This window comes from Vibrio sp. 10N.286.52.C3 (assembly GCF_041468865.1).
GTDB lineage: Bacteria > Pseudomonadota > Gammaproteobacteria > Enterobacterales > Vibrionaceae > Vibrio > Vibrio crassostreae_C.
Genome location: NZ_JBFRJM010000030.1, coordinates 16,384 through 31,840, shown reverse-complemented (window position 1 = coordinate 31,840; position 15,457 = coordinate 16,384). Strand labels below are relative to the sequence as shown.

Genomic DNA, 15,457 nt, shown 5'->3' with positions numbered 1-15,457 from the left:
TTTCGATTGTTGATATGTTGTTGGAGTGGACGTATTTAATGGTTCAATTTGATTGAAAGCAAAGGCTCAAAAACTCATAAATACAAATCATGATTACATTATTTCATCAAATAATAATTGAATAAGCCCTTGTTCATCTGGGATGTCATACCCCTTTCGACATGGATAAGCCAAACCATCTGTGAAGTTCAAAAACGAAAAGCTATTGTCTATGCTTTCGCTCCCCTCTTCATCCTGCCATGGTTCAATAGTACTGTTCTGTTTAGTCACGATATAACCACACGAATTGACAGGCATCTCGGTCTTACGATTTAAGACTATCTTATGATTGGAATTATTGTAGTGATTTACTCGAATCTTACCGGCTAACGCTAGATATATCGCCCCTGCGGCGCCCAAAAGCAAAGTATGGCCGATAACTTTACCTGTCGCACTCGCTACGGCGATTCCAACATTAGCAGTCGCACTCGCGATGCTTTGACCTCGGTTTCCATAACGGTCTGTAGAATACACGTAATCCACGCTATGTTTTCTTTCAACGCGAGCACGTTGTCTGACAGGAGTATGGTTTATGTACTCTTGACCACCAAAAGCATCAAAGTTGTGTATTAATACCGGAACACAATGATAAGTTTCTCCATTCCAGTTCACTACACGAGCCTTCATTTGCCATGGATAATACTCTTCATCTAAATATTTCTTACATAAAGCTGGTAACAAATGGCTAAGTAACGCTGTGTTGTGATCGCTCTGCGCCATGTTGTACAGTTCTTGCGTTATTGATCGGGCCTGCTCTTGATCTCCTGATCTTGCGGCAACGATAAAGAGAATGACCTCGCCCCAAAAAGTATCGTTGATCAAGTAGTCAACCGGCAAATTATCGATTTCGATTAAAGCTCGTGGAACATCTTCATCGGACAAAGCCTCCAATACTGCAGACAAGTGATGCACGCGATCTTGAGGCTTTGCAATAGGTTCGTAATATGCGTCCCATCGTTCAACAAAGGTCTTCCAACGCATTATTTTTTTAAACTCCTCAGTTACTCCTTCCGTGGTGAGTAACTTAGGTTCAATATATTTTGCAATGTGCTTTTTATGACCGTCTCGCTTTTTCATCGCCTTTGTGTAAATTTTGCTATCAGACTTGAATAAGTGCAGTGCTAAACCATAGCTTTCATACCATTCACCAAGGTTAAGATGACTACTTTCTAATGAAGCTTTAGCCAAAGCGTCAAAATGCTTTTTCATTTTATTCCCTTCCAATTTGACGACTTAAATAAAGATAAAGGCGATGACTAAAATAATAGCTGCGGCTATAGCCAGTTTGATGTATAGCTCATTTTTTTTAACTCTTGGTTCTTCCACTTCTTCAAGCTTATCCCTCATGGCCTTAAAGTCATCCAAACGTTGTTGATAACGTTTTTCTCTTTGATTATAGATGGACAACAGTTTCAGAAATGATTCTTTGTTTACTTGCTCCACAGCTTAACTCCAAGAATTTGAAATTAAAGACTAAAACTCCAATACACCATGACAAGCTCATGTTGACAGGAGGGGTCAATAGTCTTCTTCTAGTCTATATTAGGCATCGACTTTAGCGAATAAGGAACAATATGCGATAAGAAATGTGATTTAAAACAGCACATTATTGTAAGAAAAATTAATTGAGCTAAATTGAACTCAAATGAAGATGTCATATCAACTTTACCTCATACTTTTTTATAAACCTATTCACCAGATCTCTAATTCAACCTCATTAATCAGTTATGCCTTGAGTCACACTGTCATTTTGAGTTACCTTGTCTTATTCAAAGTCGTGGGTCACAATACGCTCTGTACCTGACTTTAATAGAAATCATTGGCTCCCAAAACGTAATAACCTAGAAATAAGGTTTGATTAGGGATGTCCGATTGAATGGTGAAAAATTTGGACCACACATTAATAGAGCAAGTTGAAGGGATATGCGCATCGCGAGGCGTTAGATTAACACCTCAAAGAAAGCGAGTGTTTGAGCTCATCCTCTCTAATAAAAAAGCCTCCAGTGCTTATGAATTATTAGAGCAGTTGAAAGTCAGTGAACCGCAAGCCAAGCCACCTACTGTTTATCGCGCTTTGGATTTCTTGCTGGAACAAGGTTTCATTCACCGAGTTGAGTCAACCAATAGCTTTATATGCTGCTGTTCTTGCAATGCCCATAAACATTTCTCTCAACTACTGATCTGCGATAAATGTGGCACAGTGGTAGAACTGCAAGACGATGCGCTTGTCACCCTACTCGCCAGTAACGCTGAGAAGCATGGCTTTCAATTGACGAATCATGTCATTGAATCGCATGGCATTTGCCAATCTTGCTCCTCCGAGATGAAAGAATAAGATTATAGAAGAACATTATGCGCGCTGAATTTGTAAACCCGTTTTTAGCTTCTTTGATGAACGTATTAAAAACGATGGCTTCTCTAGAATTGAAGCCACAAAAACCGAGAGTTAAGAAAGATGAAATCGCTCGTGGTGATGTATCCGGCCTAATTGGTATGGTGGGTACACAATCTCGTGGCTCTATGTCGATCACCTTTGATGAAGGTCTCGCTCTCGAAATCATGGAAAACATGCTTGGTGAACGACCAAACGGCCTCAACGAAGAAGTGACCGATATGGTGGGTGAAATCACTAACATGGTGACTGGCGGTGCAAAACGTATTCTTGCGGAAAGCGGTTTTGACTTCGATATGGCAACACCAATCGTGGTTTCCGGTAAAGGTCATACGATTCGTCACAAGTGTGATGGGGCAATCATCATCATGCCTTTCTCATCTCAATGGGGTAATGCTTTCATCGAGATCTGTTTCGAATAACAGCTGTTTATTTCTAGCAGTACTGAGTATCAAATCAAAGAAGGTTGGCATCATGCCAGCCTTTTTTATTACCTGCGATTTAACCAATGCTTGCTATACAGATATAAAAGCGCCAACCCGAAGGTTGGCGTTTTTTTGGTGCTATCAACTCAATTAAGCTTTAAGCGCTTTAAATGCGTTGATTAGACCGTTAGTTGAGCTGTCGTGAGACGTTACTTGAGCATCGTCAGCAAGCTCTGGAAGAATTTGGTTTGCTAGTTGCTTACCAAGTTCTACACCCCATTGGTCGAAGCTGAAGATGTTCCAGATAACGCCTTGAACGAAGATCTTGTGCTCGTACATCGCGATTAGGTTACCTAAAGAGCGAGGGTTGATTTGCTTAACAAGAATAGAGTTCGTTGGACGGTTACCTTCAAATACTTTGAAAGGTACAAGCTCAGCCACTTCTTCAGCTGTTTTGCCAGCCGCTAGGAATTCAGCTTCCACTGTCTCTTTTGTCTTACCGAATGCTAGTGCTTCAGTTTGAGCAAAGAAGTTAGACATTAGCTTCTGGTGGTGATCAGATGCTGGGTTGTGGCTGATAGCAGGAGCAATGAAGTCTGATGGGATCAGCTTAGTGCCTTGGTGAATCAGTTGGTAGAAAGCGTGCTGACCGTTTGTACCTGGTTCGCCCCAGATGATAGGACCTGTTTGGTACTCTACCGGGTTGCCTTCACGGTCTACAAACTTACCGTTTGATTCCATGTTGCCTTGCTGGAAGTAAGCTGCAAAACGGTGCATGTACTGGTCGTAAGGTAGAATTGCTTCTGACTCAGCGCCGTGGAAGTTGTTATACCAAATACCGATAAGCGCAAGGATTACTGGAATGTTGCTTTCAAACTCAGTTGAAGCAAAGTGGTTATCCATCTCGTGAGCACCTTCTAGTAGCTCAACGAAGTTATCGAAGCCAACAGATAGTGAGATAGAAAGACCGATTGCAGACCATAGTGAGTAACGACCACCAACCCAGTCCCAGAATTCGAACATGTTGTCAGTATCAATACCAAACTCAGCGACCGCAGTTGCGTTAGTTGATAGTGCTGCGAAGTGTTTAGCTACGTGTGCGTTGTCACCCGCTTCAGCCAAGAACCAATCACGTGCAGAGTGCGCGTTAGTCATTGTTTCTTGAGTCGTGAATGTTTTAGATGCCACTAAGAATAGCGTTGTTTCTGGGTTAAGAGGCTTAAGTGTCTCAACGATGTGAGTGCCATCTACGTTAGAAACGAAGTGCATGTTTAGGCGAGTTTTGTATGGCGTTAGTGCTTCAGTCACCATGTATGGACCAAGATCCGAACCGCCGATACCGATGTTTACAACATCAGTGATCTCTTTACCTGTGTAACCTTTCCACTCACCAGAAACGATGCGGTGTGTGAACAGTTCCATTTTTGCTAGTACAGCGTTAACTGCTGGCATTACGTCTTTGCCGTCAACCATTACTGGCTTGTCGCTACGGTTACGTAGAGCAGTGTGAAGTACTGAACGACCTTCAGTCTTGTTGATTGCATCACCACCGAACATTGCTTCGATTGCAGACTTAACTTCAGTCTCGTTCGCAAGAGCAAATAGGTGCTGCATAGTTTCAGCATCGATAAGGTTCTTAGAGTAATCCACTAAGATGTCAGAACCGAAACGAGTAGAAAAGCTCTCGAAACGCTTTGCATCTTGAGCAAACAGCTCTTTCATATCCATATCTTGAGCAGACTCAAAATGTGCCGTTAGAGCTTTCCACGCTTGTGTTTGCGTTGGGTTGATATTTTTCAACATGGTATCTATCCCGATGTTACTGTAGGTTTTATTCTAAACGTCACCTGGGTGATGAATAGAACCCCCGATTAGGCGAAAGTTTATATTTTTCTGTGATGACCAAACCGCGTCACCACTGAAAGATTCTTTGTAATTTTTTTTCACGACGTATTATGCCGCATATGAAGAGCTGTGCCTTGAGATAAATCAGGATTAGATTTCCTGACAGAAGAATCGGTACAGACTCTAGCTCTAACATAATTAAATGTGAGCGATACCTGATAAATTCAAGTTCAAAAGATAGCGTTAAACCACTTTTTTTCCAAATACATTATAAAGGATGGCGTATGTGGATTCAGAAGACTATACACCTAAATGCACGAAAGCGTGGATTTCATCTCATTACTGATGAAATTGAACAACAGATACACGATATCAATTCTCTATCTGTTGGTTTATTACATCTTTTTATCCAACATACCTCTGCCAGCCTCACGCTAAACGAGAACGCTGATCCTACCGTCCGTACCGATATGGAGTCGCACTTTAATAAGTTTGTCCCAGAGCGAGCGCCCTACTACAGACACACCTATGAAGGTGATGATGACATGCCTGCCCACATTAAAGCATCGACACTTGGCACCAGTGTGACAATACCAATTAGCAATGGTCGTTTAGCTTTAGGAACATGGCAGGGTATTTACTTAGGAGAGCACCGAGATTGTGGTGGAAGCCGAACTGTGATTGCTACGATGCAAGGTGAGTAGACTGCTTGAAAACAAGATCTCCTTAATAAAAACAATATCTTGTTAATAAAAAAGAGTGGTGTGTTTCCACGACCACTCTTATAAAAATAGTATTTGGCCTACTGTAGGCCGAAAGGTTTAGAAGGGCTGGTTTATCATAACCCTAAAGGCCCCTTCGTCACCACCTCGCGCCAACTCAGCACGTACAACAATACCTTCCACTTGGAAACGCACCGCGCCACCTAAGCTCCATTTCATGTCCGAGTGCAGTGTTTTGATGTCGTACTCATCGGCAACGCGCCCTAATTCAGCAAACGCTACCCATTGCCACCAAGGCAAATCGTAGTAGTTTATCAGTGGGATATCGCCAAGTGGTTGCCAGTCAGGAAGTACTCGGTACTCAGCAGAATAATGAACTGCAGAGCGACCGTGATAACGACCTCCGGTATAACCTCGTAAACGATACAAGCCACCCAATCGAGCTTGCTCCGTTTCTGGTGGGCGAGCACAATCTTGCCCAGAGCAGTTATCCCACGTTGGCGTGTCAGCGGTATAGAAATCAAATGCTAAAACTTGTTGATCGAATAAGTCCCCTAAAGGACCTAAAGCAAAGTACTGGCTATTTTGGAAGGTCCACTTAAGCCACAAGTCATCGTTAGACCAACTCTCTGCGCCAGTGGTGAACTCAAGGTTAGTGTGAGAACCTCTGGTCGGGTTGCGTGTGCTATCACGGTTATCCCAATCAAACGCCAAACTAAAGCCTGTTGCCTCCTCGGTATTATTTAAACCTTCCAACTCACGAGCAGTATAAAAAGGCGTAAATAGAATCGAACTGACACCCGATTCGATTGGCGAAGCAAAGCTCACATCTTTGATTGGCTGAAAAGCACCGAGTAAACCGTGTTCTGCAACGTTGCCCCAAGGTAGCAAATACTTAAACTCAAACTGATAGTTTTGCTCTAAGCCATCAGCAATGGTTTTGTCATCGATAGATGAATCATTATCGCCTTGAGAACCAATGTAATACGGGTTGTCGTTGAAGCGCGCTTGATACATCTGAGTGCTAAACAATACGTTCTCAGACAAGGCATAGTTAAAAGCCGATAGAAAACCGACGTAACTGTCTTTGTCTGAATAGAGTGCCATACCAAACAGAGCGGCTTGAGGTTGCCAAACACCCTTTGCGACACCCGCAACCCCAAAGGTGTTACCCATGGTTTCGGTGCTGAAGTAGAAAGGAACAAAGGCTGAATCTTTTTCTTCACTCACAGCGGAAGAAGAAAAGCTGACACCGAGTAATGTCATTGCAGACATTAGCCAGCTTCGAGTCGTTCGCTTGAACATAATTTACTTATCAAGATCCATGATTACTTCACATATTCCATCGCAACACGCGAAGTCAGCTTAGTGACTAACTCGTAAGCGATAGTGCCGATATGTTCAGCCACTTCTTCTGAAGGTAAATCTTTACCCCACAGAGTCGCTTCATCGCCGACTTTATCTGCCGCATCAGGGCCTAGATCAACCGTTAGCATGTCCATTGATACACGTCCTGCGATCGGTACTTTTCGACCGTTAACGAACACTGGAGTACCGTTAGGTGCAGTACGAGGATAACCATCACCGTAACCAATCGCGATAACACCAACCTTGGTATCACGTTCACTGGTCCAGTTTCCGCCATAACCCACACTTTCACCGGCTTTCACATCGCGAACGGCAATTAGGTGTGAGGTCAGGGTCATCACAGGCAAAAATCCAAGCTCTTGCGCTGATTTATCAACAAACGGAGAGACACCGTAAGATATGATTCCCGGACGAACCCAATCAAGGTGGCTGTCTGGCCAAGCGAGTAAACCCGCAGAGGCAGCAAGTGAACGCTCCCCTTCACAACCTTCAGTAAGCGACAAGAAAAGCTCTGTCTGTTCAACGGTGGTTGCTCTATCCAGTTCATCAGCACAACCGAAGTGGCTCATGTAACGTAGAGGTTTGGCAACATTCGCACATTGATGCAAACGCTCAACAAAGTTTTGGTATTGCTCAGGGCGAACACCTAATCGGTGCATACCACTGTCGACTTTTAGCCATACCACAACGGGTGTTTCCAAATCCGCATTCTCTAGCGCGCTTAATTGCTCTTCACAATGCACCACCGTTTGAATGTTATTGGTCACCAAGATTGGCAAATCGCCCGAAGAGTAAAATCCTTCCAGCAACAAAATAGGTTTAACAATGCCACCAGCACGAAGTTGTAACGCTTCTTCAATACGCGCCACACCAAAAGCATCTGAACTTTTTGAATGCTTGGCTATATGCAGTAAGCCGTGTCCGTAGCCATTGGCTTTCACAACAGACATGACCTTGCACTGAGGAGCCTTCGACTTTATCTGGTTCAGGTTATGTTCGAGCGCGTTTAAGTCAATGCTCGCCGTCGCCGCTTTCATGTAAGTCATTAGCGATTACTCATCATCAAATGCAGGGCCTGCATAGTTATCAAATCGGGAGTGTTGGCCTTGGAACGTAAGACGAACAGAACCGATCGGACCGTTACGTTGCTTACCAAGGATGATCTCAGCAATGCCTTTCAAGGAACTATCTGGGTTATAAACCTCATCACGATAGATGAACATGATCAAATCGGCATCTTGCTCAATCGAACCTGATTCACGCAAATCCGAGTTTACTGGGCGCTTATCAGCACGTTGCTCTAGGGAACGGTTAAGCTGAGAAAGTGCCACAACCGGAACGTTGAGCTCTTTTGCTAACGCTTTCAATGAGCGAGAAATCTCGGCGATTTCAAGAGTACGGTTATCAGATAACGAAGGTACACGCATTAATTGAAGGTAATCTATCATGATCATAGAGATACCATCGTGTTCACGAGCGATACGTCGAGCACGAGAACGCACTTCTGTTGGCGTTAGACCCGAGCTGTCATCGATATACATATTCTTCTTATCCATAAGAATACCCATACTCGACGAGATACGAGCCCAATCTTCATCATCTAGCTGACCAGTACGAATCTTGGTTTGGTCTACGCGAGAAAGTGACGCAAGCATACGCATCATCAGCTGTTCGGCTGGCATCTCTAGCGAGAAGATTAAAACCGGTTTGTCTTGCTTCATCGCCGCGTTTTCACACAAGTTCATCGCAAATGTGGTTTTACCCATCGATGGACGAGCAGCAACAATAATTAAGTCAGAGCCTTGTAGACCTGCTGTTTTCTTGTTGAGGTCGTTGAAGCCAGTATCGACACCTGTCACACCATCTTGCGGCGTTTTGTATAGGATCTCGATACGTTCTAGCGTCTTCTCTAGAATGCTATCAACGTTTTGTGGACCTTCGTTTTCACTTGCACGGCCTTCGGCAATCGCGAAGACTTTACTTTCAGCAAGATCAACCAGCTCTTCCGAAGTACGACCTTGAGGGTCATAACCAGAATCAGCAATCTCATTCGCGACACCAATCAGGCTACGAACAAGTGCACGTTGCGCTACGATATCCGCATACGCATTGATGTTTGCGGCACTTGGTGTGTTTTTCGCTAAGTCAGCAAGGTAAGCAAAGCCACCCACTTCTTCAAGTTGCTCACGCAGCTCTAAATGTTCAGAGAGTGTAATAAGATCCAGAGGAGAACTTTCTTCAAGGATATCCTTTACCGCTTCAAAGATCAGACGGTGAGGACGGCTATAAAAGTCTTTGGCCACAACCTTTTCGGCAACTGTATCCCAGCGTTCGTTATCTAATAACAAACCGCCAATAACAGATTGCTCAGCTTCTAATGAATGTGGTGGGACCTTGATGGCGTCCACCTGATCGTTGGCTGATTTCTGACTTTTGGTATCCACTATGACTACACTCAATAACTAATAATGATCGTTCATTATACCCAAGAACATCCGTTTGTAATCCGATCCTATGAGTTTGTTTTATTCTTCAGGAAGAATTTACCTATTGCTGACGGAATTAACCAAAGGTAGCATTACGATCCTGCCATTCACTCACTGTATAACTAGAGGTATGCGTGTCCAAATTATTGGCTCTGAGCACTGGTCTTCTAAGCTCTAGTCTTCTAAGCATCGGTCTCCTGAGCGCTCCGATGGCCTTAGCTGATGATACTAAAGCCTCTGTTGATGCTAATACCTCTGTTGATGCAATCCTCGACTCTATAGTAGTTTCAGAACCTACTTCTGAGCCGATCGTCGTTGCACCGACACCTGAAGAAAAAGAGTTGGATATCGCACCAAGTGATACGGCTGATACAGAACTGCCTAACCCACTAAAGACTGAGGTCGAATTTGGATATCAGTCGCATACTGGTAATTCGGATTCACGATCGCTTAACGCACGCCTGAACGGTGAGTATACAGCTGGTCGTCATAGAACCAGTGGCGAATGGAAATACTACAACCTCTACAAAGATGGCGAAGAAGATAAAAGGCAATCGACTTACTCAGCTCAGAGTGACTACAAGTTAAGCCCTAAAACCTACCTTTACGGCAGTTTCAAAGGAGTCGACTCGAGATACAGTGCTTACTTTAAGGACTACACAATTTCGAGTGGTCTGGGTTACCAATTTTCGAATACCGAAGAGTTTGTGTTGGAAATTGAGGTGGGACCGGGTTTTCGTTACCAAGAACCGAACCTTGATGAGATTGATGATGATGACATCATCTTCCCAGAGATTGTTGAAGAGGCAATTTTCCGTGGCAACGTGAATACGTCATGGCAGGTGTTGAAGAATTTGCAGCTCAAGGCAGACGTGACGCTTGTCTCTGGTCACAGTAACCTAAAGTTTGATACTGAGTTAGAAGCCATCAACGATATTACTGACAATATCGCGCTGAAGATCGCTCACTCTCGCCAGTACCACGATAAAGTGCCTGAAGGCTTAAGCAAACAAGACTCTGTTCTATCGATCAACTTGCTCTTCCAGTTCTAATCTTAGGCCACCTCTAACCTTGAGAACAACTTGTTCAGCAATAACAGCTTATGGATCACCGTAAGCTTTTTACCTACTGTAGCCCTTCCTTGTACTTTCCTATATTCCAGACATAAAAAAACACCAGCCGAAGCTGGTGTTTAAAACTTTCAAAAGAAAGAATTCGTCTTGGTACTGAAATTACTCAGCTGCAACGATAGCGATTTTCGCAGTAGCAAAAACTTCAGAGTGAAGTTGGATGCTTACTTCGAATTCGCCGATGTTACGTAGAGCGCCTTCAGGTAGGCGTACTTCGCTCTTAGCTACTGCAACACCTGCCGCTGTAATAGCGTCAGCGATGTCACGAGTACCGATAGAACCGAATAGTTTACCTTCGTCACCAGCTTTAGAAGCGATTGTAACGCCTTCTAGAGTGTTAACGCTCTCTGCACGAGCTTCAGCAGCAGCTAGTTGCTCAGCAACTTTAGCTTCTAGTTCAGCACGACGAGTTTCGAACATAGCAACGTTGTCTTTAGTTGCCATAACTGCTTTACCCTGTGGGATAAGGAAGTTACGAGCGTAACCAGATTTAACGTTTACTTGGTCGCCAAGGCCACCTAGGTTACCGATCTTATCAAGTAGAATAACTTGCATTATCTTAGTCCTCTTAAACTATTATTAACTATTACCGATTACTGATGCTTGTCAGTGTACGGTAGTAGAGCTAGGTAACGAGAACGCTTGATAGCGCGAGCTAGTTGACGCTGGTACTTAGCGCTTGTACCAGTGATACGGCTAGGTACGATTTTACCAGCTTCAGTGATGTAGTTTTTAAGAGTTGCTACGTCTTTGTAGTCAATCTCTTGTACGCCTTCTGCAGTGAAACGGCAGAATTTACGACGACGGAAGAAACGAGCCATGGGCTATCTCCTGATCTTAAATTTAGTAAAGCGGTCTTTCACAATTATCGAAATAACTATCAATGACCTAAAACAAGTTGAGAATTTTTTAAGGCGTTAAGCCAAAAAAGAATTACTCAGCAGCTGCTTCTGGTTTAGCTTCTGTACGCTCTTCGCGACGAGGAGCACGCTCTGCACGCTCTTCTTTTTGCTTAAGCATAATAGATTGCTCAGTCACAGCGCCTTTAGTGCGCATGATCATGTTACGTAGAACTGCATCGTTGAAACGGAAAGCAGTTTCTAGCTCGTCAATCACTTCTTGACCAGCTTCAACGTTCATAAGAACGTAGTGAGCTTTGTGAAGCTTGTTGATTGGGTAAGCCATTTGACGACGACCCCAGTCTTCTAGACGGTGGATAGTACCGCCAGCTTCAGTGATAGAACCAGTGTAACGCTCGATCATGCCAGCAACTTGCTCGCTTTGATCAGGGTGAACCATGAATACGATTTCGTAATGACGCATTTGGTTGCTCCTTACGGATTATTAGCTTCCACGAGTGGCCCGGTCGTCCAGAGGAAGCAAGGAACTAAAGATAAATGACCGAGTTTTAAGGACGGCAAATGTTATAGAAAGAACCCGGTATTGGCAAGCGCTATTTGGTGAATAATGAAACAGTTTTTCTGTCGCCATCTAGCCATCCGACAAACCGATGGATTTTGCTATAACAGCCTAAAAAGAAACGCCCACCAGCAAGTGGTGAGCGCTAATAAATTCATAGACTTAAAGCAGCGTTAACGCATTACTGAGCTAAACGCTGTCTTACCGCTTCGAACAGGCAAATACCCGACGCCACAGAAACATTTAAGCTCGATACGCTACCTGCCATTGGAATCTTAATCAGATCATCGCAAGTTTCACGAGTTAAACGACGCATACCGTCACCTTCTGCACCCATAACTACCGCAAGAGGACCCGTTAGCTTCGCTTGATAGATATCATGCGTTGCTTCACCTGCCGTACCCACAAACCATACGCCCTGCTCTTGCAGTGCACGCATTGTGCGAGCTAGGTTGGTTACGCGCACGAGAGGAACCGTTTCAGCTGCGCCACATGCAACCTTGCTTACCGTTGCTGTTAACGGCGAAGAGCGATCTTTAGGTACGATAACAGCAGCGACACCTGCGGCATCCGCGTTACGTAGACAAGCGCCTAGGTTATGAGGGTCTGTTACGCCGTCTAGAACTAACAGCAAAGGCTGTTCGTGCTGCGCTAGGATATCGTCTAGGTGAGTTTCATTAAGCTGCTTAGCAGGCTTCACCTTAGCAATAAGACCTTGGTGATTCGCACCTTGTGCTTTTTCATCCAACGGCTTACGACCCATCTGTTGAATCGACACACCAAACTGTTGCAGTTGGTTCAGTAATGGAAGAAGACGCTCGTCTTGGCGACCTTTCAATACATACGCTTCGATAAAACGTGCAGGATCTTTTTCTAGTACGGCTTTCACCGCGTGAATACCGTAAATAAATTCGTTACTCATTGTCTCAACTTACTCTTATTGCTCAGAGATGAATGACATCAATGCCGATGCATCCCTCTCTGTGTTGTTCATTTCGAGAGTATGCGTCTTGTGCCTGATACTCTCGCATTAAAGTCATTTCACACTAAATCAGTAGGCGCTAAACCTGATTAGCAGAGCGCCTTATTTAGCCTTAAGATCTATCAGTCTTAAGAGTTATCAGCCTTTGGCTTACGGCTTGCAGCACGCTTTTTCTTAGCGCGAGCTTTAGCAGCACCGGTTTTATTCGCTGGCTTTTTCTTCTTAGCAGGGCCTTCGCTGCTTCCGTCAGGTCGCTTAGTTGGCTCAACCATAGGCTTCGCTGATACACCTGGCTTATTACTCTTCACTGCTAAGCGCTTCTTGCTTTTCGCCTTTTTCATCGCTTCTGCTGCACGCTTCTTGGCTGTTTTGCCTTTGCCACGCGGCTGACGATCAGTGTCTTCTAAGTCAAAGTCGATTTGGCGAGTTTCTAAATTAACCGCAGAAACCTTCACTTTAACCGAATCACCCAAGCGGTAGATATTACCTGAGCTTTCACCCACTAGACGCTGACCAACAGCATCAAATTGGTAGTAATCATTCGCTAGCGCTGAGATGTGTACCAAGCCATCAATGTGCAGTTCAGTTAGACGAACAAAGAAGCCAAAACCAGTCACGTTGGCAATCACACCATCCATCACCTCACCGACATGGTCTTGCATGTATTCACACTTCAACCAGTCGTTTACTTCACGCGTTGCGTCATCAGCACGACGTTCAGTCATTGAACACTGCTCGCCGTAGAAGTCCATATCATCGAAAGTGTAGTGGTAACCACCAGTTGGCGTCCAACGTTCGCTGTTACGACCTTCTTCTTTCGCAATAAGGTACTTAATCGCACGGTGCAATAGCAAATCTGGGTAACGACGAATTGGCGAGGTAAAGTGAGCATAGCGTTTAAGAGCTAAACCAAAGTGACCCGCGTTATCCGCGTTGTATACCGCTTGCTTCATTGAGCGTAGCAGCATAGTTTGGATTAATTCACGATCTTCACGTTCATTAATCTGTTGCATCAGTTGTGCATAGTCTACTGGTGATGGCGACAGACCACCTTCCAGTGTTAAACCTAATTCACTTAAAAAGCTCTTGAAGCCCATTAAGCGCTCTTCGCCCGGAGTTTCGTGAACACGGTACAGCGCAGGCTCTTTCGCTTTTTCTACGTAAGATGCCGATGCGATATTCGCAAGAATCATACATTCTTCGATGATCTTGTGTGCATCGTTACGAATTACTGGCTCAATACGGTCAATCTTACGATCCGCATTGAAGATAAACTTAGTTTCTACCGTTTCAAATTCAATCGCACCACGTTCGTCACGCGTTTTCTTAAGCACCTTATACATCTTATGAAGCTCTTCAAGATGTGGTACTTCAGGTTCGTAACGCTCACGTAATTCTTCATTGCCATCTAAGATCGCGCCTACTTTGTTATAAGTAAGACGAGCATGAGAATTCATTACCGCTTCGTAGTGCTTGTAGCCTGACAGTTTACCTTTGTCTGAGATAGTCATCTCACACACCATACATAAACGGTCTACCTGAGGGTTCAATGAACACAAACCATTTGAAAGCACTTCTGGCAGCATTGGCACGACTTGTGACGGGAAGTATACCGAGTTACCACGGTTAATCGCTTCTTTGTCTAGCGCTGTATCTGGGCGAACGTAGTAACTTACGTCAGCAATCGCTACCCACAGGCGCCAGCCGCCGCCTTTCTTCGCTTCACAGTAAACCGCATCATCGAAGTCACGCGCATCTTCACCATCAATGGTAACCAATGGCAGTTTACGCAGGTCTACACGTCCTTCTTTTGCTTCTTCAGGAACATGCTCACCTAGGTTTTCGATTTGCTTATCTACCGCTTCAGGCCACTCTTGTGGGATCTGGTGAGTACGGATCGCAATCTGCGTTTCCATACCCGGCGCCATGTTTTCACCAAGAACTTCGGTTACTTTCCCCATCATGTTACGAGAACGACCACCGCGATCCGTAATTTCAATCACAACCACATTACCCATTCGAGCACCGCCTTTATGCTCAGTAGGGATCTGGATGTCGTGACTAATACGCGAATCATCAGCAACAACGTAAGAATGGCCGTACTCTAGGAAGAAGCGACCAACAAGTGGCGTTTTACGCTCTTCAAGCACACGAACCAAGCGACCTTCACGACGGCCACGCTTACTGTTGTCAGTAGGCTGAACCAATACGTAATCACCGTGCATGATGGTTTTCATCTGATGATGCGGCAGCACGATATCATTGTCTTTACCCACACTGCCGTCTGGGCGAACCCAACCATGACCGTCTTTATGACCAATCACATAGCCTTTGATCAGTTCCATCTTCTCAGGCAATGCGTAGCACTGACGACGAGTAAAGATAAGCTGTCCATCACGCTCCATTGCACGCAAACGACGACGCAGCCCTTCATATTGTTCCTCTCCAGCAAGACCCAAAGCTTCGAATAGATCGTTGCGGTTCATCGGAATATTCGCGTCTGTTAGAAACGAAATAATGAACTCTCGGCTTGGTACTGGGTTATCGTAATTTTTCGACTCTCGGTCGGCAAAAGGATCAACAGTGGTTGTCGCTGTCGTGTTTTCTGACGTTGGTGTGTTTTTTGACATAGGCGGGCCTGCTTAAGCA

Annotated in this window: 15 protein-coding genes; 4 read left to right on the top strand and 11 right to left on the bottom strand. The window is 44.5% G+C overall.

The window, feature by feature from the left end:
* Positions 1 to 93: 93 nt before the first annotated feature.
* Positions 94 to 1,248, bottom strand: a complete 1,155-nt coding sequence (locus tag AB4138_RS13050; protein ID WP_017059943.1) for a hypothetical protein — start codon at positions 1,246 to 1,248, stop codon at positions 94 to 96.
* 24 nt (positions 1,249 to 1,272) lie between these two features.
* Complete coding sequence (locus AB4138_RS13045; protein WP_017059942.1) at positions 1,273 to 1,482, bottom strand: hypothetical protein; 210 nt, start codon at positions 1,480 to 1,482, stop codon at positions 1,273 to 1,275.
* Positions 1,483 to 1,915: 433 nt separating this feature from the next.
* On the opposite strand from AB4138_RS13045, the gene zur reads away from it, so the two are divergent.
* Positions 1,916 to 2,374: a zinc uptake transcriptional repressor Zur gene (gene zur, locus AB4138_RS13040; RefSeq protein ID WP_372183218.1), complete on the top strand. Its 459-nt coding sequence runs from the start codon at positions 1,916 to 1,918 to the stop codon at positions 2,372 to 2,374.
* Positions 2,375 to 2,391: 17 nt separating this feature from the next.
* Complete coding sequence (locus AB4138_RS13035) at positions 2,392 to 2,853, top strand: chemotaxis protein CheX (RefSeq protein ID WP_017059940.1); 462 nt, start codon at positions 2,392 to 2,394, stop codon at positions 2,851 to 2,853.
* 153 nt (positions 2,854 to 3,006) lie between these two features.
* Here the strand turns inward: AB4138_RS13035 and pgi are convergent, their stop codons facing one another.
* Positions 3,007 to 4,659: a glucose-6-phosphate isomerase gene (gene pgi, locus AB4138_RS13030; protein ID WP_017065622.1), complete on the bottom strand. Its 1,653-nt coding sequence runs from the start codon at positions 4,657 to 4,659 to the stop codon at positions 3,007 to 3,009.
* Between the two features lie 326 nt (positions 4,660 to 4,985).
* Between pgi and AB4138_RS13025 the strand changes: the two genes are divergently transcribed.
* Positions 4,986 to 5,405, top strand: a complete 420-nt coding sequence (locus AB4138_RS13025; RefSeq protein ID WP_017059938.1) for a secondary thiamine-phosphate synthase enzyme YjbQ — start codon at positions 4,986 to 4,988, stop codon at positions 5,403 to 5,405.
* Positions 5,406 to 5,522: 117 nt separating this feature from the next.
* On the opposite strand, the gene AB4138_RS13020 is transcribed toward AB4138_RS13025, so the two are convergent.
* The 3 genes from AB4138_RS13020 to AB4138_RS13010 are packed head-to-tail and all read right to left on the bottom strand — an operon-like array spanning position 5,523 to position 9,235.
* Positions 5,523 to 6,728 (bottom strand): BamA/TamA family outer membrane protein, encoded by a 1,206-nt coding sequence (locus AB4138_RS13020; protein WP_017059937.1) that lies wholly within the window; start codon positions 6,726 to 6,728, stop codon positions 5,523 to 5,525.
* Positions 6,729 to 6,751: 23 nt separating this feature from the next.
* The gene (gene alr, locus AB4138_RS13015; RefSeq protein ID WP_017065624.1) at positions 6,752 to 7,837 is read right to left on the bottom strand and encodes an alanine racemase; all 1,086 of its coding nucleotides are present in this window, start codon (positions 7,835 to 7,837) and stop codon (positions 6,752 to 6,754) included.
* 6 nt (positions 7,838 to 7,843) lie between these two features.
* Positions 7,844 to 9,235, bottom strand: coding sequence for a replicative DNA helicase (locus AB4138_RS13010; protein ID WP_016767560.1), 1,392 nt, complete (start codon positions 9,233 to 9,235; stop codon positions 7,844 to 7,846).
* A 176-nt stretch (positions 9,236 to 9,411) separates the two neighbouring features.
* Here AB4138_RS13010 and AB4138_RS13005 point away from each other — a divergent pair, with 176 nt between their 5' ends.
* Positions 9,412 to 10,329, top strand: a complete 918-nt coding sequence (locus AB4138_RS13005) for a DUF481 domain-containing protein (RefSeq protein WP_372306260.1) — start codon at positions 9,412 to 9,414, stop codon at positions 10,327 to 10,329.
* A 180-nt stretch (positions 10,330 to 10,509) separates the two neighbouring features.
* On the opposite strand, the gene rplI is transcribed toward AB4138_RS13005, so the two are convergent.
* The 5 genes from rplI to rnr all read right to left on the bottom strand — a co-directional run bounded on the left by rplI (position 10,510) and on the right by rnr (position 15,438).
* Positions 10,510 to 10,962, bottom strand: a complete 453-nt coding sequence (gene rplI / locus AB4138_RS13000) for a 50S ribosomal protein L9 (protein WP_010434182.1) — start codon at positions 10,960 to 10,962, stop codon at positions 10,510 to 10,512.
* 38 nt (positions 10,963 to 11,000) lie between these two features.
* Positions 11,001 to 11,228 (bottom strand): 30S ribosomal protein S18, encoded by a 228-nt coding sequence (gene rpsR / locus AB4138_RS12995; protein ID WP_000090472.1) that lies wholly within the window; start codon positions 11,226 to 11,228, stop codon positions 11,001 to 11,003.
* A gap of 112 nt (positions 11,229 to 11,340) precedes the next feature.
* Positions 11,341 to 11,730, bottom strand: coding sequence for a 30S ribosomal protein S6 (gene rpsF / locus AB4138_RS12990; protein WP_004741278.1), 390 nt, complete (start codon positions 11,728 to 11,730; stop codon positions 11,341 to 11,343).
* A gap of 277 nt (positions 11,731 to 12,007) precedes the next feature.
* Complete coding sequence (gene rlmB / locus AB4138_RS12985; protein WP_017063180.1) at positions 12,008 to 12,748, bottom strand: 23S rRNA (guanosine(2251)-2'-O)-methyltransferase RlmB; 741 nt, start codon at positions 12,746 to 12,748, stop codon at positions 12,008 to 12,010.
* A 188-nt stretch (positions 12,749 to 12,936) separates the two neighbouring features.
* On the bottom strand, positions 12,937 to 15,438 hold the full coding sequence (gene rnr, locus AB4138_RS12980; RefSeq protein ID WP_372306256.1) for a ribonuclease R: 2,502 nt from the start codon (positions 15,436 to 15,438) through the stop codon (positions 12,937 to 12,939).
* Positions 15,439 to 15,457 lie beyond the last annotated feature (19 nt).